This window comes from Leisingera thetidis, assembly GCF_025857195.1.
Lineage (GTDB): Bacteria > Pseudomonadota > Alphaproteobacteria > Rhodobacterales > Rhodobacteraceae > Leisingera > Leisingera thetidis.
In genome coordinates this window covers 3,189,116-3,211,169 of sequence record NZ_CP109787.1, presented here as the reverse complement: position 1 = coordinate 3,211,169, position 22,054 = coordinate 3,189,116, and the positions used below count along the sequence as shown (strand labels likewise).

Below are 22,054 nucleotides of genomic sequence, written 5' to 3'. Positions count from 1 at the left end.
CGCCCCCCGCTACCGGTTCCTGAGCAGGCTGAAGGCGGCAGAGGCGCCCCAGCCGGAGGCGATGGCGATGGCCAGCGCCATCAGGCCATAGAGGAACGGCTGCTCGCGGGAGAGCGAATAAAGGAACCGCTCCAGCCCTACCTTGCGCACGTCGATGGCGGTCTGGTAGCTCGACACCACTTTGCCGCCGCGGGTCAGGAAGATGCGGGTCTGGTATTCGCCTTCCGTCAGGTCGGCGGGCATGTCGATCGCCGTGCGGAACAATGTCTGTTCATCCACCGCCACGGTGTTTTCGCGCAGCGAATACAGCCCGTTGCCCTCCCGGATGCGCACCACTGCGTCGGCAAATGCCTGGGCGCCGCGGATGTGCATCGCAGCGCCGACAGAGCGGATTGCGCGGGCAATCGAGACCCGGAAGCGCAGGTCCTCGGTATCGGTCAGCACCTGGGCAAACGGCGCGCTGGTGGCCACCGCGTAAAAGGCGGGCGCCGAGTCGACCAGCACGCTGTCGACATTGACCCAGATGCCGAGTTTCTTTTCCTTGCGGCGGACCATAACGGCCGGGGCCGGGCCGGAAACGGTGACAATCACTTCCAGCGGCTCGCCGGACGGGATCGGGCTTTCCCGCTTCACCGCCCCGAAAATCAGGATCTCGGAGCCGTCGAAGGTGGCGGTGATGGCCACCCGGTCCTGGCTGAGGCCCAGGACAACTTCCTCCTTGGCGGCCTGGGCGGCTGATTGCGGCAGCAGCGCCAGGGCGGCGGCTGTCAGGACGGAAACAAGCAGCTTGCGCATGATCAGTGGCCTCCCGCATCGCCGAGTGAAAACAGTTCGGATGGCTGCAGAAGCAGATCCAGTGCCAGCTTGCCGCAGACCGCGATGACCATCAGCGCCAGCAGGATGCGCAGTTGTTCGGCCTTCAGGTAGACGCCGATGCGGGTGCCGATCTGGGCGCCGATCACGCCGCCGACCAGCAGAAGCACCGCCAGCACGATATCCACCGTGTAGTTGGTGGTCGCATGCAGCATGGTGGTGAATCCGGTGACCAGGATGATCTGGAACAGCGAGGTGCCGACAACCACCTTGGTCGGCATGCCAAGGATGTAGATCATTGCGGGCACCATGATGAAGCCGCCGCCGACCCCCATGATCGCGGCCAGGATGCCGACGCAGATCCCCACCAGAATGGGCGGGATCACCGAGATATAGAGGCCGGAGGTGCGGAAGCGCATCTTGAACGGCAGCGCATGCACCCAGCTGCGCTGGCGCCGCGCAGCAGAGGCGCCGCCTGTCTTCCTGGCCTTGCGGATGGCGTTCAGGCTTTCGATGAACATCAGCGCGCCGACCACGCCGAGGAACACCACATAGCAGAGCTTGACCAGCAGATCGACCTGGCCGAGCGCCTTGAGGTAGTTGAACACCACCACCCCGAGCGCCGCGCCCATCAGGCCGCCGGCCTGCAGCACCAGCCCCATCTTGATATCGACCGTGCGCCTTCGGAAATGCGCCAGCACGCCGGAGAAGGAGGAGGCGACAATCTGGTTCGCTTCCGTGGCCACCGCCACCGCGGGCGGGATGCCGATGAAGAACAGCAGCGGTGTCATCAGGAAGCCGCCGCCGACGCCGAACATGCCCGAGAGAACCCCGACCATTCCCCCGAGGCCCAGGAGAAGGAAGGCGTTGACCGAGACCTCAGCTATGGGAAGGTATATCTGCATGGTCTTTGTTAGCCTGCAGTTCGTTCAAAAATCAACAATCTATGCCGCTCTGCAGCGTGCAGGACTGAATTGACGCGGCAAACTGGACTTATCAGCACAGTGCAGCAGGGGCCGCCGCCGTGTGTGTTGATCAGCCGCGGCTCAGTTTTGCCAGCGAAAACAGGTCGGCGGGTTCCAGCAGCAGCTCGACTCCGATCTTGACCGAAACAGACAGCACCAGCAGGGCAAGCAGCACCCGCAGCTGCTCGGCCTTCAGACGGGCGCCGATGCGGGTGCCGACCTGGGCCCCGGCGACTCCGCCCGCCAGCAGCAGCAGCGCCAGCACCACATCGACAGTGTAATTCGTGGTGGCATGCATGAGCGTGGTGAAACCGGCGACAAAGATGATCTGAAACAGCGAGGTGCCGATCACCACCTTGGTCGGCATCCCCAGGATATAGATCATCGCGGGCACCATGATAAAGCCGCCGCCCACGCCCATGATGGCGGACAGGATGCCAACGCCAAAGCCCACCATCACGGGGGGGATGACAGAGATGTAGAGGCCGGACGCCCGGAACCGCATCTTGTAAGGCATTGCGCTGATCCAGGAGCGGTGGCGGCGCATTCTGGCAGGAGCGCCGCCTGCCCGCCTGGCCTTGCGGATCGCATTCACGCTTTCGGCGAACATCAGCACGCCGATCACCCCCAGGAACAGCACGTAGCAAAGCTGCACGGCCAGATCGACCTGGCCAAGCTGCTTGAGGAAGTTGAAGACCACCATGCCGATCGCGGCGCCGGCCAGCCCGCCGCCGAGCAGCACGTATCCCATCTTCAGATCCACCGTCCGCCGCCTCAGATGCGCCATGAGGCCGGAAACGGACGAGGCGACCACCTGATTGGCTGAGGTGGCAACTGCCACCGCAGGCGGTATGCCGATCAGGAACAGCAGCGGCGTGATCAGGAAACCGCCGCCGACGCCGAACATGCCGGACAGCACGCCGACGGCGCCGCCGATGCCCAGCAGCACCAGATAGTTGACCGAGACTTCGGCGATGGGAAGGAAGACATGCATGGCGGCCATACTGCAAGCGCGGCCCGCGGGGTCAACCGCGCAAGCGGCCCTGCGGCCAACAGGACCGACGCGCGGCCGGCATCTGGACCTATTCCGGCCGGACAGCCGGGCGCGTCCGCGCCTGCAGGGGGTGGCTGCGCCATGCCCCGTGGCGGTCTTGGGCCGGGCACGGCACCGGGGGGCAGCACGGGGGGGCGGCGCAACAGCGGGACTGAAAATCCCCTGAGGGTCAGGAGAGCGGAGACGGAAACGCCCGGCGCGGAGCCGGGCGGCCGGGGGCGCCGGGCATGAAGCCTAGCGCTCCTTCACATAAGGCTCGCCGCCGGCCCTTGGCGGGACAGCCCTGCCGACGAAACCGGCCAGAATCACCACCGTCAGCACGTAAGGCAACGCGTCCATCGCCTGCACCGGGATGGTGATGCCGCCCATCTCGATGTTCTGGAACCGCAGCGCAACCGCTTGCAGCAGGCCGAACAGGAGGCAGGCGCCCATTGCGTGCCAGGGCCGCCATTTGGCAAAGATCAGCGCCGCCAGCGCGATGAAGCCGCGCCCCGCTGTCATGTCCTTGACAAAGCCCGCCTGCAGCGCGGTGGCCAGATAGGCGCCGGCAATGCCGCACAGCAGGCCGCAGATCATCACCGCGCCATAGCGCAGCCCGGTGACCGAGACGCCGGCGGTATCCACCGCGGCCGGGTTCTCGCCCACCGCCCGCAGGCGCAGACCGAACCGGGTGCGGAACAGCACCCACCAGGTGGCGGGCACCGCCAGGAAGGCGATGTAGACCAGCACCGAATGGCCCGAGATCAGTTCGGAGTAGACCTGCTGCAGCGGATTGGCTTCGGCCATAAGCCGGGAGACGGAGGTGCCGGTCTCCGCGGCATCCTGCGGGCCGATCGCAAACGGCCACTCCCAGCCCGCGAACCGGCCGCCGCCGAACAGCGACGGGGTGCGGCCGCCCTGCTGGAACCAGTCCTGTGCGATCAGCACGGTGAGGCCCGCCGCCAGGAAGTTGATCGCCACGCCGGAGATCAGCTGGTTGCCGCGGAAGGTGATCGAGGCAACGCCATGCAGGCCCGCCAGCAGCAGCGAGGAGCCGATGCCCGCCAGCAGCCCCAGCCAGACATTGCCGGTCACGGCGGCGGCGGCGGCAGAGAAGAAGGCGGCCATCAGCATCTTGCCTTCCAGGCCGATGTCGAAGATGCCCGCACGTTCGGAGTAGAGGCCGGCCAGGCAGGCCAGCAGCAGCGGCGTGGCGAGGCGCACGGTGGAATCCAGCAGCTGGATGATTGTCAGGAACTCCATCAGCGCTGCCCCTTCCGCACCGCCAGAAAGATCTTCTCAAGCGGCATCCGCACCATGTTGTCGAGCGCCCCGGTGAACAGGATCACCAGCGCCTGGATCACCACGATCAGCTCGCGCGGGATCGTGGTCCACAGCGCCAGCTCGGCGCCGCCCTGGTAGAGAAAGCCGAACAGGATCGCGGCCAGGAACACGCCGAACGGATGGTTGCGTCCCATCAGCGCTACCGCGATGCCGATGAAACCGGCGCCTTCGGTGGCGTTCAGCACCAGCCGCTCGGCCTCGCCCATGACGTTGTTGACCGCCATCATGCCCGCCAGCGCACCGGAAATCAGCATGGCGATCATGATGGTGCGCACCGGGGAGATGCCGGCATAGCGGGCACCCGGCTCCGACTTGCCGAGCGAGCGGATCTCGTAGCCCAGCGGCGTGCGCCAGATCAGCAGCCAGACAAACAGGCAGGCGCCCATGGCAACCAGCAGGCTGACATTGGCCGGGGCCGATTTGGAGAAGCTGATGCCGATCGGGGCCAGCAGCTCATGCAAGCTCGGCAGATGCACCGCTTCGGGGAAGCGTTCGGTGGCCGGATCCATCGAGCCTTCGGGCCGCAGCACGTTCACCAGCACATAGTTCAGCACCGCTGCGGCGATGAAGTTGAACATGATGGTGGTGATCACGATATGGCTGCCGCGCCTGGCCTGCAGATAGGCCGGGATCGCGGCCCAGGCGGCACCGAACAGGCCGGCGCCCAGGGCGGCAAAGACCAGCGCCAGCGACCAATGCGGCCAGGGGATCAGCAGGCAGATCAGCGCCACGCCCAGGCCGCCCAGCATCGCCTGGCCCTCGCCGCCGATGTTGAACAGGCCGGCATGGGCCGCCACCGCCACCGCCAGCCCGGTGAACATGAAGTTGGTGGCGTAATACAGCGTGTAGCCCCAGCCATAAGTCGAGCCCAGGGCGCCATCGACCATCAGCTTGACCGCGGCCACCGGATCCTCGCCGATGCCGAGGATCACCAGCGCCGACAGGATCGCGGCCAAGGCCAGGCTGATCAGCGGGATCAGCACCACATCGGCCCATTTCGGCATCTTATCCATGTCGCGCGGCCCCCTGAATTGCATCTTTGACCGGGGTGCGAAGCAGCCCGGCCAGCGCCCGGCGCTCCGCACGGCAGGGCGCTTCCCGCCGCCCCGGGGCCGGGCGCTGACCTGCGCGGCTCAAGTCTCTTGCAAGCATCTACGCGGCCTCCCCCGCGACACCGGCCATCAGCAGGCCGAGTTCCTTCTCATCGGTCTGATCCGCCGGGCGTTCGCCCATGATCATGCCGTCGAACATCACCGCGACGCGGTCGGAGAGCGACAGGATTTCCTCCAGCTCGACCGAGACCAGCAGGATCGCCTTGCCCTGATCGCGCAGGGCCACGATCTGCTTGTGAATGAATTCGATGGCGCCGATGTCGACGCCGCGGGTCGGCTGGCCCACCAGCAGGAGGTCCGGGTTGCGTTCGATCTCGCGCGCCACCACGATTTTCTGCTGGTTGCCGCCGGAAAAGCTTTTGGCGGCCAGCCAGGGGTCCGGCGGGCGCACGTCGAACTTCTCCATCTTGGCTTCGGTATCGGCCCGCAGGACGGCATTGTTCATCAGGAGGCCGCTCTGATAGGCCGGATCGCGGTGATAGCCGAAGGCCACGTTCTCCCAGGCGTGGAAGTCCATGATCAGCCCCTCGCGCTGGCGGTCCTCGGGGACATGGCCGATACGGGCCGCGCGGCGCGCCTTGGCGTCCGACCCCGGACCGCGCAGGGGCAGGGGGCTGCCATGCAGCTTGATGCTGCCGGTGCCCGGACGCATGCCGCCCAGCACTTCCAAAAGCTCCGACTGGCCGTTGGCCGCAACCCCGGCGATGCCGACGATCTCGCCCGCGCGCACGGTCAGGCCGATGCCCTTGACCCGCTCGACGCCGGCCTCGTCCACCACCCGCAGGTTCTCGATCTCTAGGATCGGGGCGCCGGGCCGGGCGGGCACCTTGTCAACGCGCAAGAGCACCTTGCGGCCCACCATCAGCTCGGCCAGATGCTCGGGGCTGGTCTCAGACGTCTTGACGGTGGCGGTCATCTGGCCGCGCCGCATGACAGACACCGTGTCGGTGTACTCCATGACCTCCCGCAGCTTGTGGGTGATCAGGATGATGGTCTTGCCTTCCGCCCGCAGCCGGTCGAGGATGCGGAACAGCTGGTCGGCTTCGGCAGGGGTCAGCACGCCGGTCGGCTCGTCGAGGATCAGGATCTCCGCCTTGCGGTAGAGCGCTTTCAGGATCTCCACCCGCTGCTGCATGCCGACACCGATCTCGTCGATGCGGGCGTCGGGGTTCACGAACAGCTCGTATTCCTCCTCCAGCGCCTTCAGCTCCTTGCGGGCGCGGCGCAGCGAGGGCATCAGCAGTCCGCTGTCCTCGGCCCCCAGCACGATGTTCTCCAGCACGGTGAAATTCTCCACCAGCTTGAAATGCTGGAACACCATGCCGATGCCCGCGGCAATCGCTGCCTGGCTGTCCGGGATTTCGGTCCTGTTGCCGTTGATCCAGACCTCACCCTTGTCGGCCTTGTAGAAGCCATAGAGGATCGACATCAGCGTCGACTTGCCGGCACCGTTTTCACCGATGATCCCGTGAATGGTGCCGGGGGCGACGCGGATGGAGATATCCTTGTTGGCCTGGACCGGGCCAAAGGCCTTGGAAATGCCTTTGAGTTCGATGGCGGGGGCGGTCAATCGGGCTCTCCCATGCCTGGAAATCCGATCAGCCGCACCACCTTGCCGTCATGCAGATCGGCAAAATACTGGCCGCGCACCATGCGTTTGCCGTCTTTTTCGAAATCCACCGTGGCACGCGCGTGCCCATGGTGCTGCGAGACGGCAACCACCTTGGCCGCGGCACCGGGCATCTTCGCGCTGAACTGCGCGATATAGTCCAGATAGGCGGCGCGTCCCTCGATGGGGGCGGGGGTGTTGGGATCGGAGTAATAAAAACGAGGCCCGATGGCCGCGTCGGTTTTTGCAGCGCGGCCTTCGGGGGCCGGGTCGCCCCAGGCCGCAAACAGAGTATGAAGTGAATCCGTCATGGCCTGGGGCTTTCTGCCTAGAAGCTCAGCACAGGGCAGCTGTCGTCCGACATGTAGTCATGCACCTTGATTTCGCCCGAGGCGATCTTGGCAGCGGCTTCGTCCACCGCGGCCTGCATGCCGGCCGGGACCAGGGCGGCGTTGTGCTCATCCATCGCATAGCCGACGCCGCCATTGGCCAGCCCCATGACCGAGAAGCCGGTCTCCATGCTCTCGCCATCGGTGAAGGCCTGATAGACCGCGTTGTCCACCCGTTTGGTCATCGAGGTCAGCACCTTGCCCGGGTGCAGGTGGTTCTGGTTGCTGTCCACGCCGATCGACAGGATGCCCTCGTCGGCGGCGGTCTGCAGCACGCCCACACCGGTGCCGCCGGCCGCGGCATAGATCACATCGGCGCCCTGGCTGATCTGCGCCTTGGTCAGCTCCGAGCCCTTCACCGGGTCGTTCCAGGCGGCCGGGGTGGTGCCGGTCATGTTGGAAATCACCTTGGCGTCCGGGTTGGCTGCCTTGACGCCTTCGGCATAGCCGCAGGCGAACTTGCGGATCAGCGGGATGTCCATGCCGCCGATGAAGCCGACAGTGTCCGATTTGGACGCCATCGCGGCCATCATGCCGACCAGATAGGAGCCTTCGTGTTCGTTAAAGACAACCGAGCGCACGTTGTCGCCCTCGACCACCATATCGATGATGGTGAACTTGGTGTCCGGGTAATCGGCGGCCACCTGGCCCAGGGCGTCGGCAAAGGCAAAGCCGACCATCACGATCGGGTTGGCGCCGGCCTCGGCAAAGCGGCGCAGCGCCTGCTCGCGCTGGGCTTCGGACTGCAGCTCGATCTCGCGGTAGCTTTCGCCGGTCTCTTCGGCCCAGCGCTGGGCGCCGCTATGCGCGGCTTCGTTGAAGCTCTTGTCGAACTTGCCGCCCAGGTCAAAGATCAGGGCCGGTTCGGCCAGCGCAGCGCCTGCAGTCAGGGCCAGCGTCGCGGCTGCGCCCAGCAGCGGTTTCATCACGGTCATCAGGTTAACTCCCACGGTCATTATTGTTGTCAGCAGCGGGACATGCCGCCGCCCGGCCCCGTTCAGGCCTGAAGGGTGCGGCAATTTAGCCCGCTGGGCAGGGAGAGGGTCAACCGTTTTTTGACCAAATGGTGCGAAATACGCGCGGCTTGCCTAACGTAAGGCCTTGCGCATCAGCAGCGCATCGGCGGCTTTGGCGCCCGCCCGGCGGTAGTAGCCGGCCCGCCGCCCGCATTCGGCAAATCCGCAGGCCCGGTACAGCGCCTGGGCCGCGGCGTTGTCCTCGGCCACCTCCAGGAACATTTCCGCCGCGCCGCGTTCCCGGGCGGCGGCTTCACAGCCCGCCATGCAGATCCGCGCCAACCCCTGGCGCTGATGCGCGGGATCGGTGGCAATGGTCAGCAGCTCCGCCTCATCCGCAATCACCCGCACCAGAGCAAAACAGCGCTCGTCGCCCGCGGCGAAAATCAGCGGGCTGTCCAGCAGCGCGGCAATTTCCGCGGCGCTCCACGGGCGGGATTGGCTGAAGGCCGCGGCGTGGGTGGCGGCCATCCTTTCCGGTGCCAGCGGATCACTCATCAATCAGCGCCGGGGGGACGTCGCTGGAGGGGGCCGCATCGGCAGACCGCAAGTACAGGGGGGCCGGCGGCTCCGTCACAGTGCGGAACCGTGCCGCCGCGATACGCGCAACAGTTTCGGCTATCCCCGCCGGGCTTGCCTCGGGCGCAAACGCCAGCCCGGCACCGCGGGCGGCCTCCTCGGCCTCCTGGCTGGGCATCAGACGCGGTGCCTCGCCCGGCAGCGCGGCATAGACCTGATCGCGCGGCGCTGGCACCGCGGGCAGGGTGCCTGCGGCGGCGCGGGCCTCGAACCCGTCGACGCCAACGGCCGGAACCTCCAGCCCCAGCGCCAGCCCGCGGGCGGCGGAGACCGCAATGCGGATGCCGGTGAAGTTGCCGGGGCCAATGCCGACCCCGATGGCGTCGAGATCCTGCCAGGCGGCACCGCCCTCTGCCAGCACCTCTTCCAGCAGCGGCATCAGCCGCTCGGCCTGGCCGCGGGCCATTTCCTCCAGCCGGGACGCCAGCACCTCGCCGCCGCGCAGCAAAGCGGCCGCGCAATGCGCGGCCGATGTGTCAAATCCCAGAACCAGCGGCTGGTCTGTCATTGGCAGTCCTTTCCCGCCGGCTCAGACGGCGACCGGGCGCACCTCGGTGACTTCCGGGATGTAATGGCGCAAAAGGTTCTCGATGCCCATCTTCAGCGTCAGCGTCGAGGAGGGGCAGCCCGCGCAGGCGCCCTGCATGTGCAGGTAGACCACGCCGCGGTCAAAGCCGTGGAAGGTGATGTCGCCGCCGTCCTGCGCCACTGCGGGGCGCACCCGGCTGTCCAGCAGTTCCTTGATCTGGCTGACGATTTCGGCGTCTTCGCCGGAATGCTCGGCATGGCCCGAGGCCGGATCGGCAGAGCCGTCCGCCATCACCGGCTGGCCGGACTGGTAATGCTCCATCACTGCGCCCAGGATCGCGGGCTTGATGTGGTCCCAATCGACGCCGTCCGCCTTGGTCACGGTCACGAAGTCGTTGCCGAAGAACACCCCGGTCACGCCTTCGACCGCAAAGATGCGGGAAGCCAGCGGCGATTTGCCCGCCGCCTCGGCGCTGGGGAAGTCGGCGGTGCCCACCTCCAGAACGGTCTGGCCCGGCAGGAATTTCAGCGTCGCCGGGTTGGGCGTGGATTCAGTCTGAATGAACATGTCGGGTCTCCGTTAAGCGTGCCCCCGATATGCGCCCTGCGGGGCCGCAAGTCAAGATTTGGAACGATTCTAAAATACGCCGGCTGCGGCGTGCGCCAGTGCCTGTTCCAGCCGGTCATCGCCCCAGAACAGTTCGTCGCCGCTGAAAAAACTCGGTGCGCCGAAAATGCCTGCGGCGATGGCTTGTTCCGTCCGCCTTCTCAGTGCCGATTTGATTTCAGGCGCTGCTGCACGCTCCAGCAGCGCCGCGCCCATGCCCGCCTCGCCCAAGCCCGCCTGGTGCAGGCAGCGCCGCAGGACGGTTTCGCTGGAGATATCCGCGCCATTGCCGAATTGCGCCCGGAATACAGCCTGTGCAAAGGTTTCGATCCGGTCCTGCTCCGCCGCCGCCAGCGCCAGCCGTGCTGCCTTCAGCCCGTTCTGCGGAAACGGGGACGGGCGGCGGAAGGGCAGCCCTCGGGCGGCGCAGATCCGCTGCATGTCGCGCCACATGTAGCGCCCCTTGGCCGGGTAGATATTGAACGGCGAGGTGTCCCAGCCCTGGTCGGCAAACACCGGCCCCAGCAGGAACGGCTTCCAGGTGACGGTGACCCCGCGCGCGGCGGCCTCTTGGCCGATGCGCATCACGCTGAGATAGGAATAGGGGGAGGCGAATTCGAACCAGAAGGTGATCCTGCCGCCCATCGCCGCCGCTCCGCTGCCCCGTCAGGTGATTGCTTCGAGTTTTTCTTTCGACAGATCGCCGGGCACGATGGTGATCGGCACCGGCAGGGTGCCCGAGTTCTTGGTCAGCTGGGTGACCAGAGGACCCGGCCCCTTGCGCCCGGTGCCGGCCCCCAGCACCAGCACGCCGATCTCCGCGTCGGCCTCGATATAGTCGAGGATTTCCGGCACCGGCTCGCCTTCGCGGATCACCAGTTCCGGGTCGACGTTCTGGCGGTCGCGCATCCATTTGGCAAAGACCTCGAAATGCGCATGGATCCGCTCGCGTGCCTCTTCCCGCATGACTTCGCCGACGCCGATCCAGTGGTTGAACTCGTCCGGCGGGATCACCGACAGGATGGTGACGCCGGCACCGGTATGCGCCGCCCGCATCGCGGCAAACCGCATGGCGTTCAGGCATTCGCGGCTGTCGTCCAGTACCACAAGGAATTTGCGCATCTTCGCTCTCTCGTTGTTCCACCGCGGATCATGGCGCAAGCGGCGCCATCAGGCAATAGAGCCAAAGCGGCGGCGGTGTTGCGGTTATCTGGCCCTAGACCAAGGGCTGCCCGCGGGCAGGTGAGCGCTCCCGCTCCCGCAGGGCTGTCCGGCGGTGCCATGCCCGGCCGTGCAGAGGCCTTTGCCGCAAAGGCCCGGAGCGGGCGGGAGATCCTGAGGCGCGCGCGCGCCCTGCGTTACGGCTGGCTGGAGGCCCAGTCCCAGTACATCTCGCGCACCCGCTTGGCGACGGGGCCCGCCTGATACCTGCAATTGTCAAAGGCGGTGACCGGGGTCACCTTGCTCATGTTGCCGGACAGGAAGATCTCGTCGGCCTCTTCGAAATCCTGATAGCCCAGCACGCATTCCTGCACGGGGATGCCATCGGCGCGCATGTTGCTGATGTGGCGCGCGCGGGTGATGCCGGCCAGGAAGGTGCCGTTGGGGATCGGGGTGAACACTTCGCCATCGCGTACCATGAAGACATTGGTGGTGGCGGTTTCGGCCACATTGCCCATCGCATCCAGCACCAGCGCATTGGAGAACCCCTTGCTGCGCGCCTCCCGCAGCATCCGGGCGTTGTTGGGGTAAAGACAGCCGGCCTTGGCATTCACCACCGCGGTTTCCAGCACCGGACGGCGGAAGCGGGTGCGGGTGAGGGTCGCAGCGGCGGTGTCCGGCGCCATCGGGATTTCCTCCAGGCTGACGGCAAAGCGGGTGCTGTCCGCTCTGGGGGCGATCAGGGTCTCGTCGCCGTCTGCGGCCCAGTACATGGGCCGGATATAGACCGCGGCACCGGGCGCAAATCCCTCCAGCCCTTCGCGGACCACCTCCGCCATTTGCTCTGCCGACAGCGTCGGCGTCATCATCAGCGCCCGGGCCGAGGCATTGGTGCGGGCGCAGTGCAGGTCCAGATCCGGGGTCATCCCATCAAAGAACCGCGCACCGTCAAACACCGAGGAGCCCAGCCACATTGCGTGATCCGCGGCCCGCATCACCGCCAGGTCGCCGTCCTGCCACTTGCCGTCGGAATAGGTTCGGATGGTGCTGCCCGCTGCCATTTTCATGCCCTCGCTTTACGCAGCGAAAACTAGGCGGAGTCGCGGCAGCCGTCCAGACATGCTTGCGTGCCAGACGGGCGGAACAGCTGCTTTTCTGGGTGTAAAACAGTTGTTTTTCAGGTGGTTAGGTGCCTTGGGTGGCGGGAAATGACGCGGCGTCTTATAGGTCAGCATTGCTGTCCATTTGTTTCGCGCGCGAAACATTCGGGCAGAATGGCTGACCTAATCAACCTTTGCGTGTGCGGGCGCGATGCCGCCGGCAGGGTCCTGCGCGCCGCAAGGCGCGCCCGGCCCAACCGGGCAAGCGCATCCCGATGCGCGCAGGCCCGGGCGGGAGTGCCCGGCCCCGGCTGGTTACGCGGCCGGTTTCAGCCCGGTCTTGCCAAGAGTGGCCCCCGCGTCCTGCTGCCATCGGGCTTTCAGCTCGGCATTCGGGGTGCGGCGCAGGCCCATGGCCTTGAGCCCTTCGAACTTCTCCGAGCCTTCCTGGCCGAAGCTTGCCGCCACCCGCGGCCACCAGTAGTCCGCCAGCTCTTGCAGCGCTGGCGCGCCTTTTGCCTCAACCAGCTGCATCAAGCCTTCTTCGGCCAGGTCCGCATGGTGCGCCTCGACCGGCAGAATGGCGCGAAACGCCTCGGCCAGCGGCTGGTAGGAGACATGGGACAGCTCCTCCAGCTGCAGTGCCACCGCCCGGCCCATCAGGAGGTTCATCACCACCGCATCCGCCCAGCCTTCCAGCGGGTAGTTGAACACGGCCAGCCGCATGTCGTGCTTGGTCCGGCTCTGGCCGATGTCAGCGTCCCGTTCCAGCCGGGCGGTCCAGGGGTGGTGGTCGGCATACCGTTCGGTGTCGGCGCCGAACTCGCCCATGATGCGCAGCACTTTCTCGGCGCTGTCGGATTTTTCCAGCACGATCTTCGCGGCAGCGATACGCGCCTTGATACCCGGCCCTTCGTTGATGATGTCGGCAAAGCCGGCGGCGCCCGCCAGCTCGCTGTCGACAAAGGTCGCCATCATCTTCAGCAGCTCGGCGCGGTAGCGCGGCGGCACGTTGGACGGGTTGCTCAGCACGCCGCCCTGGGCCAGATAGCTTTCGATGCTCATCTCGTCAGTCATGATCCGTTCTCCCTTGGGCAGGCGTTACTGGTCGTAATCGACCACGACGGTATCGGTCACCGGATAGGCCTGGCAGGACAGCACATAGCCCTTCTCGACCTCGTAATCCTCCAGCGCGTGGTTGGCGACCATCTCGACCTCGCCTTCCAGCACCTTGCAGCGGCAGGTGGAGCAGACCCCCGCCTTGCAGGCGTAGGGCGCATCCATCGCGTTTTCCAGCGCCGCGTCCAGCAGGGTCATGTCCTTGCCCATCTCGATGGTCTGGGTGGCGCCGTCCAGGGTGATGGCGGCGCGGGTCTGGTTGGCGCTGCTGCCGGCGCCGGTGGCGGCGGCCTTGCGCTTGGCGCGGCCCGGCTGGGCAGAGGCGAACAGTTCGAACTTGATCTGGCTGTCATCCAGACCGGCGGTGCGCAGTGCTGCGGCGATGCCCAGCATCATCGGTTCGGGGCCGCAGATGAAGGCGGTGTCCACCGATCCGATGTCGATCCAGTGCTCGAACAGCTGGGCGCATTTCTCTTGCGTCACCAGGCCGGTGAACAGGTCGATGTCCTGGGCGTCCGATTCCAGCACATGGATGACGTTGAAACGGCCCATGTAGAGGTTCTTCAGGTCCTCCAGCTCCTCGCGGAACATGATCGTGTTGACGCCCTTGTTGGCGTAGACCAGCGTGAAGGAGGCGTTCGGTTCTGCTGCCAGCGTGGTCTTGAGGATCGACAGCACCGGGGTGATGCCGGAGCCGCCTGCAAAGCCGAGGTAGTGCTTCTCGGCGCCTGCATCGAGCGGGGTGAAGAAAGTCCCCATCGGCGGCATTGCCTGCAGGGTGTCGCCGGGTTTCAGATCGGTATTGGCCCAGGTCGAGAAGGCGCCGCCGTCGACGCGCTTGATGCCGACCTGCAGAATGCCCTCGTCGCGGCCGGCACAGATCGAATAGCTGCGGCGCAGCTCCTCGCCGTCGAAGTCGCGGCGGAAGGTCAGGTACTGGCCCTGGGTGAAGGCGAAGTCCCCGACCGCGCCGCCCGCGGGCTTGAGGGTGACAACCACCGCATCGCGGATGGTCTTGCGGACGTCGGTGACTTCAAGATCGTGAAAGCGCGCCATCAGGGTCTCCTCAGATGCACTTGAAATAATCAAAGGGTTCGAGGCAGTCCTGGCAGCGCCAGTGGGCCTTGCAGGGGGTCGAGCCGAACTGGCTGACCTTGGTGACATCGGTGCTGCCGCAGTTGGGGCATTTCTCCGGGCCGCCGGCGGCCTGGGGCGGGGCGATGCCGTACCCCTCCAGCCTGGCGCGGCCCTTGGCCGACAGCCAGTCGGTGGTCCAGGCCGGGGAGATCAGGGTTTTGAGCTTCAGATCGGTTATGCCGCGGTCCCGCAGCGCGGTTTCGATATCCAAGGCGATCACCGCAGTTGCCGGGCAGCCGGAATAGGTCGGGGTGACGGAAACAACCAAGGTCTCCCCCTCCCATGCCACATCGCGGATGATGCCCAGATCGACCAGCGAGATCACCGGGATTTCCGGATCCGGCACGGCGTCGAGCCACTCCCAGATCTGGTCAATGCTTGGCTGAGTTGTCACTTGGCTCATGCGGTTCATCCCTTTTGGCAGTCCGCGCGGCGGATACGCCGGGCAGCCCCCGGCCTCCCGCAGGGGAGGGGGCTGCCGTTGGTGCTGTGTTACCACTTGGCGCCCGGGTAGGCGCGCTGCAGCCATTGCATCTGGGTCAGCAGGTGGCCCAGGTGTTCGGTGTGCATTGCACCGGTGCGGCCGCCCTTGTGGGCAAAACGGCTCTCCGGGATGGTCAGCGTGGCCTCAGTCAGGATGCGGGAGACCAGCGCGTCGTATTCCTCGCGCAAGGCCGCCGGATCGGGGGCAATGCCTGCCTTCACCATCTCGGCGTCGACCGCGTCGGACTGGAACATCTCGCCCGCGTAAGGCCAGAGATAGTCCAGCGCCGCCTGCATGCGGGCATGGCTTTCCTCGGTGCCGTCGCCCAGGCTCACCACGGTATCGGCGGAGCGTTCCAGGTGATAGGCAACCTCTTTCGACGCCTTCTCGGCAATTGCCGCGACGCGCGCGTCGGAGGATTTCATCAGCCGGCCCAGCTGGATCGAATGCCAGGCGTCGAACAGGAACTGGCGCATCAGGGTGCGGCCGAAGCCGCCGTTCGGCACCTCGACCAGCAGCACGTTGCGGAAATCCCAGGCGTCGCGCAGGAAGGCGAGATCGTCGGCGGATTTCCCTTCGCCCTGCACCTCGGCAGCGAGGCCAAGCCACATCTGGGTCTGGCCGATCATGTCCAGCGCGGTGTTGGCAAGTGCGATGTCCTCTTCCAGCACCGGCGCATGGCCGCACCATTCGCTGACCCGGTGGCCGAGGATCAGGGTGTTGTCGCCCATCCGCAGCAGGAACTGGGCAAAAGCCTCTTCGCGGGTCATCACATCGCTCCCACTTCTTCGGGAATGTCGAAGAAGGTCGGGTGGCGGTAGACCTTGGACTCGGACGGCTCATAGAGCGGGCCCTTGTCGCTGGGCGAGGACGCGGCAATGTGGTTTGCCTCGACCACCCAGATCGACACGCCCTCATTGCGGCGGGTATAGACGTCGCGGGCGTTCTTGATCGCCATTTCGGCGTCCGGCGCATGCAGGGAACCGACGTGGCGGTGGCTCATGCCGTGCTGGCCGCGGATGAAGACTTCCCAGAGGGGCCATTCGTTTTTCATGTCTCAAATCCTCCTGGCTGAGGGGGCGCTGCGCGGCTGGCCGGAGCGCCGGAATGCTTGGGGTTATTCGGCGGCGTGCTTTCGGGCGGCTTTCTTCCTGGCGTGGGCCAGCATCCCGTCGCGCACCCAGGCGCCGTCGTCCCAGGCCTTGTTGCGGGCGGCGAGGCGGTCCGTGTTGCAGGGGCCGTTGCCCTTGATCACGTCAAAGAACTCGCTCCAGTCCGGGTCGGTGTAATCATAATGGCCGCGCTCCTCGTTCCATTTCAGGTCCGGATCGGGGACGGTGAGGCCAAGGTATTCGGCCTGCGGCACGGTCTGGTCGACGAACTTCTGGCGCAGCTCGTCATTGGTATTCATCTTGATCTTCCAGGCCATCGACTGGGCGGAATGCACCGAGTCCTTGTCGGACGGGCCGAACATCATCAGCGACGGGTACCAGAGGCGGTTCAGCGCGTCCTGCGCCATCTTCTTCTGCTCCGGCGTGCCCTCGGCCATCTTGCGGATGGCGTCATAGCCCTGGCGCTGGTGAAAGCTCTCTTCCTTGCAGACCCGGATCATCGCGCGCGAATAGGGGCCGAAGGAGGTGCGCTGCAGCGGCACCTGGTTCATGATCGCGGCCCCGTCGACCAGCCAGCCGACCGCCCCGATGTCGGCCCAGTTCAGCGTCGGATAGTTGAAGATCGACGAATACTTCATGCGCCCGTCGAGCAGCATCTCCGTCATCTCGTCGCGGGAAACCCCCAGCGTTTCCGCCGCACAGTAAAGGTACAGGCCGTGGCCCGCCTCATCCTGCACCTTGGCGAGCAGGATCGCCTTGCGCTCCAGCGTCGGGGCGCGGGTGATCCAGTTGCCCTCGGGCAGCTGGCCGACGATTTCGGAATGGGCGTGCTGGCCGATCTGGCGGATCAGCGTCTTGCGGTAGCCCTCGGGCATCCAGTCCTTGGGCTCGATCTTCTCGCCCGCGTCGATACGGGCCTGGAAGGCGGCCAGCTTTTCCGGATCGTCCTGGGTCGCTTCGGATTTGATCATCTGAGCATACATGTCTGGGACCTCCTGCGGGTTAGGTTACACGCGTTCCAGGATCAGGGCTGTTCCCTGTCCGACACCGACGCACATGGTGCAAAGCGCAAAACGTCCGCCGGTGCGCTGCAGCTGATAGGCGGCGGTCAGCACCAGCCGCGCGCCGGACATGCCGAGCGGGTGGCCAAGCGCAATGGCGCCGCCATTAGGGTTAACATGGGGCGCATCGTCGGGAACGCCAAGTTCGCGCAGCGTGGCGAGGCCCTGGCTGGCGAAGGCCTCGTTCAGTTCGATCACGTCCATCTGCTCGATGGTCAGGCCGGTGCGGGCCAGAACCTTGCGGGTGGCCGGCACCGGACCGATGCCCATGATGCGCGGCTCGACCCCGGCGGCGGCCATGCCGACGATGCGGGCCATCGGTTTCAGGCCGTTCCTGGCGGCAGCCGCTTCATTCGCCATCAGGATCGCCGCGGCGCCGTCGTTGACGCCCGAGGCATTGCCTGCGGTCACGCTCTTGTCCGGGCCGTTGACGCCCTTGAGGCCTGCCAGCTTTTCGGCCGTGGTGCCGGGGCGGGGGTGCTCGTCGGTGTCCACAACGATTGGCTCGCCCTTGCGCTGGGGGATGGTGACGGGGGTGATCTCGTCCTTGAAGATCCCCGCCTCATGCGCCGCGGCCCAGCGGGCCTGGCTGCGGGCGGCGAATGCGTCCTGGTCCTCGCGGGAGACGCCGTAGTCGGCGGCGACGTTGTCAGCGGTCTGCGGCATCGAGTCGGTGCCGTACATCTTGTCCATCTTCGGGTTCACGAAGCGCCAGCCGATGGTGGTGTCGTAAACCGCATTGGCGCGGGTGAAGGCGCTAGCGGCCTTGGGCATCACGAAGGGCGCGCGGCTCATGCTTTCGACGCCGCCGGCGATGGCCATGTCGTAATCGCCTGCCTTGATCCCGCGCGACGCCATGCCGACTGCATCCATGCCGGAGGCGCAGAGCCGGTTGATGGTGGTGCCGGGCACCGCGGCGGGCAGGCCCGCCAGCAGGGCGGCCATGCGGGCCACGTTGCGGTTGCTTTCCCCGGCCTGGTTGGCGTCGCCCAGGATCACGTCGTCCAGCGCGCCCCAATCCGCATCCGGGTTGCGCGCCGCCAGCGCGGCAATCGGCAAAGCGGCAAGGTCGTCAGTGCGCACCTGGCTCAAGGCGCCGCCGTAGCGGCCGATCGGGGTGCGGGTGGCATCGCAGATGAAAGCATCCATGGTGTTCGCGTCTCCTGTGGCGGCGGCAGGGATAAGCCGACCGTTGGGTCGGTGATACGCTGGAAGATGATTCGCGGCAAGTCAAATGTAACCTGAAAATTACATGATCACGAATCTTGTAACGTATCTGCGGGCCGAACGCGGCCTTCGCGGCCCTGGACGCGGGGTCAAGGTTGCGAAACCAGGGCTTTGGCCGCCACGCTGAAGGCCGCGGCCCGGCGTTTGCGGGCAATCCCGTGTATGCTTTGCAGGAGCTGCCAGCCGGAAGGAGAAGCCATGCCACAGGTTCTGCGCATTGGCGGCGCAGCCGGGTTCTGGGGGGAGGCCTCCCTGGCCACGCCGCAGCTGCTGGCGGCGGGGGGCTTGGACTTTCTCGTCTATGACTACCTGGCCGAAATCACCATGGCGGTGCTGGCGCGGGCCCGTGCAAGGGATCCGCAGGCGGGCTATGCCACCGATTTCGTGACAGCAGCAATGGCGCCGAACCTGGCAGAGATCGCGCGGCAAGGGGTGCGGGTCATTTCCAACGCGGGCGGGATGAACCCGCAGGCCTGCGCCGCGGCCCTGCGGCAGGAGATCGCCGCCCAAGGGCTGGACTTGAGGGTGGCGGTGGTTGAAGGCGACGATTTGCTGGGCCGCGCGGCGGAGCTGGCAGAGGCTGCGCCCCGGGACATGTTCACCGGCGCGCCGTTTCCGCCGCTGGAGAAGATCGCCAGCGTCAACGCCTATCTGGGGGCCTTTCCGATTGCCGCAGCGCTGGACGGGGGCGCGGATATCGTGATCACCGGGCGCTGCGTGGACAGCGCGGTGACACTGGGCGCCTGCATCCATCGCTTCGGCTGGAACGCTGCCGGTCTGGACCAGCTGGCGGGCGGCAGCCTGGCAGGCCATATCCTGGAATGCGGGCCGCAGGCGACGGGCGGCAATTTCACCGATTGGCAGGAGGCGGCGGCGGGGATGGCCGGGATCGGTTACCCGGTTGCCGAGGTCCGCGCCGATGGCAGCTTCGACGTGACCAAGCCCGCGGGCACCGGCGGCCTGGTCTCGCGCGGGACGGTGGCGGAGCAGCTGCTGTATGAGATCGGCGACCCGCAGGCCTATGTGCTGCCGGACGTGGTGTGCGATTTCTCAGAGGTGAGGCTGACGGAGGCGGGGCCGGACCGGGTGCGGGTGGCAGGCGCCAAGGGGCGCGGCGTGCCGGAGGCCTACAAGACCTGCATCACCTGGCAGGACGGTTTCCGCAGCGGCCATTACTTCACCTTCTATGGGCTGGACGCCGAGGCCAAGGCGCGGCTCTTTGCCAAGACGGCTCTGACCCGGGCGCGGGACGTTCTGGACCGGCTGCAGCTGCCGGACTTCACCGATGCAAGCATTGAGCTGATCGGCAGCGAAAGCCAGTTCGGCGGGTTGCGGCAAAGCGGACCGGCGCGCGAGGTGGCGGTCAAGATCGCGGTGCGCCACCCGGAGGCCCGCGGGGTGGGGGTGTTCCTGAAGGAGGCGGTTGGCCTGGGCCTCGCCGCGCCGCCGGGACTGAGCGGCTTTGCGGGTGCGCGGCCCAAGCCGTCGCCGGTGCTGGCGCTGTTCTCCTGCCTGCTGCCCAAGGCGCAGGTGCCGGTATCCGTCCGGGATGCGGCGGGCCGCGAAACGGCAGCACCGGCTGCGGGCATGCCGCTGCGGGCCGCGGAACGGCCCGCGCCGCCGCCGGTTCCAAAAGCAGAGAGAATGATGGAGGTGCCGCTGATCCGCCTCGCCTGGGCGCGCAGCGGCGACAAGGGCGATATCGCCAATATCGGGGTGATCGCGCGGACACCGGAAGCCATGCCCTGGATCTGGGAGGCGCTGGACGCGGCCCATATGCGCCGGGTGTTCGGGCATTTCTGGGACGGCAGGTTTGAGCGGTTCTATCTGCCCGGCAGCCTGTCGATGAATATCCTGCTGCACGGCGCGCTGGGCGGCGGCGGGACGTCTTCCTTGCGCAATGACCCTCAGGCCAAGGGGTTTGCGCAATTGCTGCTGGCAGCGCCGGTGCGGGTGGATGCCGGACTGTTGGAGGAGCTGTGAAAATGCCGGAATCTTGCAGCACTGCCTGGCTTTGCCGGGAGAAAGGCGGATACGTGCGATGACGGTTTTTCAAACCAGGATCGATGCCAAAAGCGAGACCTTCGCCTGGAACCGCAGGGACATGCTGGCGCTGGTGGAGCGGATGCGGGCGCTGGAGGCCCGCGCCGCGGCCAAGTCCGAACAGCGCCGCGTGGTCTTCGACAAGCGGGGGCAGCTGTCGCCGCGGGAGCGGGTCTCGGCGCTGCTTGATCCGGGGCTGCCGTTCCTGGAGCTCTATAACATGGCCTCCTATCTGGTGGACGATCCGGACCCGGAGACCTCGGTGCCCGGCGCCTCGATTATCCTTGGCATCGGCTATGTCGAGGGCGTGCGAGCGCTGATCTTTGCAGATGATGCCGGGATCAATGCCGGCGCGATGACGCAGAAGTCGGTGGACAAGGCGCTGGGCGCCATCGCCATTGCCGAGCGGCAGAAGCTGCCGTTCATTCATCTGGTGGAAAGCGCCGGTGCCGACCTGATGCGCTACACGGTGGAGCTGTGGGCGCATGGCGGCGGCATGTTTGCGGGGCTGGCGCGGCTGTCGGCGGCGGGTATCCCGGTGATCACGGTGCTGCATGGCGCCTCGACCGCGGGCGGCGCCTATCAGCCGGGGCTGTCGGATTATGTGATCGGCGTCAGGGGCAACGGCATGGCGATGCTGGCCGGGGCCGCACTGGTGCAAGCTGCCACCGGCGAAGTGGCAGAGGACGCGGATCTGGGCGGTGCGGAGATGCATGCGGCTGTGACCGGGCTGGTCGAGTATCTGGCCGAGGATGACGCGCATGGCATCGAAATCGCCCGCGAGGTGGTGGCCGGGCTGGGCTGGAAGCCATGTGCCCCTGCCGTCCCGGAGTATGCCGCGCCTGCGCTGGACCCTGACGGGATCGCCGGCGCGGTGCCGGTGGACTGCCGCAAGCCGTATGACATGCGCGAGGTGGCGGCGCGGATCGCGGATGGCTCGGTCTTGCGCGAATTCAAGCCGGGCTTCGGGCCGGCCACAGTGTGCCTGCAGGCGCGGATCATGGGGCAGGCGGTTGGCCTTTTGGGCAACAACGGCCCGCTGGACCCGGACGGGGCCGCCAAGGCCACGCATTTCCTGCAGGCGATGGATCAGGCCGGAACGCCGGTGGTCTTTCTGCACAACACCACCGGCTACATGGTCGGCACCGCCTCCGAACGGGCGGGCATGATCAAGCAGGGCGCCAAGATGATCCAGGCAGTGACCAATCTGCGGGTGCCGAAGATTGCCCTCTACACCGGGGCCAGCTTCGGGGCGGGGAATTACGGCATGTGCGGCTATGCCTTCGGCGCCGATTTCCTGTTCACCTGGCCCAACGCGATGACCGGGGTGATGGGCGGCGAACAGGCGGCGCTGACGATGGAACAGGTCGCCCGCCGCACGGCGGAGCGCAAGGGGCTGGAGGCGGACGAGGCGCGGCTGGCGGCGCAGCGCGCAAGGATCACCGCGCATTTCGACGGGCAGTCGGATGCCTTTTATACCTCGGGGCGGGCGCTGGACATGGGGATGATCGACCCGCGCGACAGCCGCCGGGTGATCGGCTTCTGCCTGCAGACCTGCCAGGAGGCGCGGGCACGCCGCCTCAACCCCAACAGCTTTGGCGTGGCGCGGATATGA

23 protein-coding genes are annotated in these 22,054 nt (G+C 66.5%); 2 read left to right on the top strand and 21 right to left on the bottom strand.

Translation table 11 applies throughout. The features are described from left to right. Positions 1-9: 9 nt before the first annotated feature. From OKQ63_RS15410 to pcaF, 21 genes are all read right to left on the bottom strand, one after another. Positions 10-795, bottom strand: coding sequence for a TIGR02186 family protein (locus tag OKQ63_RS15410; RefSeq protein WP_264210924.1), 786 nt, complete (start codon positions 793-795; stop codon positions 10-12). Between the two features lie 2 nt (positions 796-797). Then, positions 798-1,718, bottom strand: a complete 921-nt coding sequence (locus OKQ63_RS15405; RefSeq protein ID WP_264210923.1) for a sulfite exporter TauE/SafE family protein — start codon at positions 1,716-1,718, stop codon at positions 798-800. A gap of 130 nt (positions 1,719-1,848) precedes the next feature. Then, positions 1,849-2,772: a sulfite exporter TauE/SafE family protein gene (locus OKQ63_RS15400; protein WP_264210922.1), complete on the bottom strand. Its 924-nt coding sequence runs from the start codon at positions 2,770-2,772 to the stop codon at positions 1,849-1,851. Positions 2,773-3,066: 294 nt separating this feature from the next. After that, the gene (locus OKQ63_RS15395) at positions 3,067-4,074 is read right to left on the bottom strand and encodes an ABC transporter permease (RefSeq protein ID WP_264210921.1); all 1,008 of its coding nucleotides are present in this window, start codon (positions 4,072-4,074) and stop codon (positions 3,067-3,069) included. Next, positions 4,074-5,168 (bottom strand): ABC transporter permease, encoded by a 1,095-nt coding sequence (locus OKQ63_RS15390; protein WP_264210920.1) that lies wholly within the window; start codon positions 5,166-5,168, stop codon positions 4,074-4,076. The genes OKQ63_RS15395 and OKQ63_RS15390 overlap by 1 nt, the downstream gene beginning before the upstream one ends. Before the next feature lie 139 nt (positions 5,169-5,307). Next, a complete protein-coding gene (locus OKQ63_RS15385; protein ID WP_264210919.1) occupies positions 5,308-6,837 on the bottom strand; it encodes an ABC transporter ATP-binding protein in 1,530 nt (509 codons plus the stop codon). Continuing rightward, complete coding sequence (locus OKQ63_RS15380) at positions 6,834-7,187, bottom strand: nuclear transport factor 2 family protein (RefSeq protein ID WP_264210918.1); 354 nt, start codon at positions 7,185-7,187, stop codon at positions 6,834-6,836. The genes OKQ63_RS15385 and OKQ63_RS15380 overlap by 4 nt, the downstream gene beginning before the upstream one ends. Before the next feature lie 17 nt (positions 7,188-7,204). Continuing rightward, entirely contained in the window at positions 7,205-8,200 is a 996-nt protein-coding gene (locus tag OKQ63_RS15375; RefSeq protein WP_264210917.1) for a BMP family lipoprotein, read from the bottom strand. Between the two features lie 153 nt (positions 8,201-8,353). After that, entirely contained in the window at positions 8,354-8,779 is a 426-nt protein-coding gene (locus OKQ63_RS15370) for a GNAT family N-acetyltransferase (RefSeq protein ID WP_264210916.1), read from the bottom strand. Continuing rightward, positions 8,772-9,368, bottom strand: a complete 597-nt coding sequence (gene tsaB, locus OKQ63_RS15365; protein ID WP_264210915.1) for a tRNA (adenosine(37)-N6)-threonylcarbamoyltransferase complex dimerization subunit type 1 TsaB — start codon at positions 9,366-9,368, stop codon at positions 8,772-8,774. The genes OKQ63_RS15370 and tsaB overlap by 8 nt, the downstream gene beginning before the upstream one ends. Positions 9,369-9,389: 21 nt before the next feature. Then, positions 9,390-9,956, bottom strand: coding sequence for a NifU family protein (locus tag OKQ63_RS15360; protein ID WP_264210914.1), 567 nt, complete (start codon positions 9,954-9,956; stop codon positions 9,390-9,392). A 69-nt stretch (positions 9,957-10,025) separates the two neighbouring features. Continuing rightward, the gene (locus OKQ63_RS15355) at positions 10,026-10,640 is read right to left on the bottom strand and encodes a 2-hydroxychromene-2-carboxylate isomerase (RefSeq protein WP_264210913.1); all 615 of its coding nucleotides are present in this window, start codon (positions 10,638-10,640) and stop codon (positions 10,026-10,028) included. A gap of 21 nt (positions 10,641-10,661) precedes the next feature. Beyond that, positions 10,662-11,117, bottom strand: coding sequence for a universal stress protein (locus tag OKQ63_RS15350; protein WP_264210912.1), 456 nt, complete (start codon positions 11,115-11,117; stop codon positions 10,662-10,664). Between the two features lie 236 nt (positions 11,118-11,353). Beyond that, positions 11,354-12,217: a branched-chain amino acid aminotransferase gene (locus OKQ63_RS15345; RefSeq protein WP_264213938.1), complete on the bottom strand. Its 864-nt coding sequence runs from the start codon at positions 12,215-12,217 to the stop codon at positions 11,354-11,356. A gap of 354 nt (positions 12,218-12,571) precedes the next feature. Then, positions 12,572-13,333: a Phenylacetic acid catabolic protein gene (locus OKQ63_RS15340; protein ID WP_264210911.1), complete on the bottom strand. Its 762-nt coding sequence runs from the start codon at positions 13,331-13,333 to the stop codon at positions 12,572-12,574. Positions 13,334-13,357: 24 nt separating this feature from the next. After that, on the bottom strand, positions 13,358-14,431 hold the full coding sequence (locus tag OKQ63_RS15335; protein ID WP_264210910.1) for a 2Fe-2S iron-sulfur cluster-binding protein: 1,074 nt from the start codon (positions 14,429-14,431) through the stop codon (positions 13,358-13,360). A gap of 10 nt (positions 14,432-14,441) precedes the next feature. Beyond that, positions 14,442-14,915 (bottom strand): 1,2-phenylacetyl-CoA epoxidase subunit PaaD, encoded by a 474-nt coding sequence (paaD, locus tag OKQ63_RS15330; protein WP_264210909.1) that lies wholly within the window; start codon positions 14,913-14,915, stop codon positions 14,442-14,444. A gap of 89 nt (positions 14,916-15,004) precedes the next feature. Then, entirely contained in the window at positions 15,005-15,766 is a 762-nt protein-coding gene (gene paaC / locus OKQ63_RS15325; protein ID WP_264210908.1) for a 1,2-phenylacetyl-CoA epoxidase subunit PaaC, read from the bottom strand. Further along, complete coding sequence (paaB, locus tag OKQ63_RS15320) at positions 15,766-16,050, bottom strand: 1,2-phenylacetyl-CoA epoxidase subunit PaaB (RefSeq protein ID WP_014879084.1); 285 nt, start codon at positions 16,048-16,050, stop codon at positions 15,766-15,768. Before paaB ends, paaC begins: the two co-directional genes overlap by 1 nt. A 63-nt stretch (positions 16,051-16,113) precedes the next feature. Next, complete coding sequence (paaA, locus tag OKQ63_RS15315) at positions 16,114-17,091, bottom strand: 1,2-phenylacetyl-CoA epoxidase subunit PaaA (protein ID WP_264210907.1); 978 nt, start codon at positions 17,089-17,091, stop codon at positions 16,114-16,116. A gap of 24 nt (positions 17,092-17,115) precedes the next feature. Beyond that, entirely contained in the window at positions 17,116-18,318 is a 1,203-nt protein-coding gene (gene pcaF, locus OKQ63_RS15310) for a 3-oxoadipyl-CoA thiolase (protein ID WP_264210906.1), read from the bottom strand. A 276-nt stretch (positions 18,319-18,594) separates the two neighbouring features. Here pcaF and OKQ63_RS15305 point away from each other — a divergent pair, with 276 nt between their 5' ends. Both OKQ63_RS15305 and OKQ63_RS15300 read left to right on the top strand, forming a co-directional pair. After that, a complete protein-coding gene (locus OKQ63_RS15305; protein WP_264210905.1) occupies positions 18,595-20,379 on the top strand; it encodes an acyclic terpene utilization AtuA family protein in 1,785 nt (594 codons plus the stop codon). A gap of 58 nt (positions 20,380-20,437) precedes the next feature. Beyond that, positions 20,438-22,054, top strand: a complete 1,617-nt coding sequence (locus OKQ63_RS15300) for an acyl-CoA carboxylase subunit beta (RefSeq protein ID WP_264210904.1) — start codon at positions 20,438-20,440, stop codon at positions 22,052-22,054.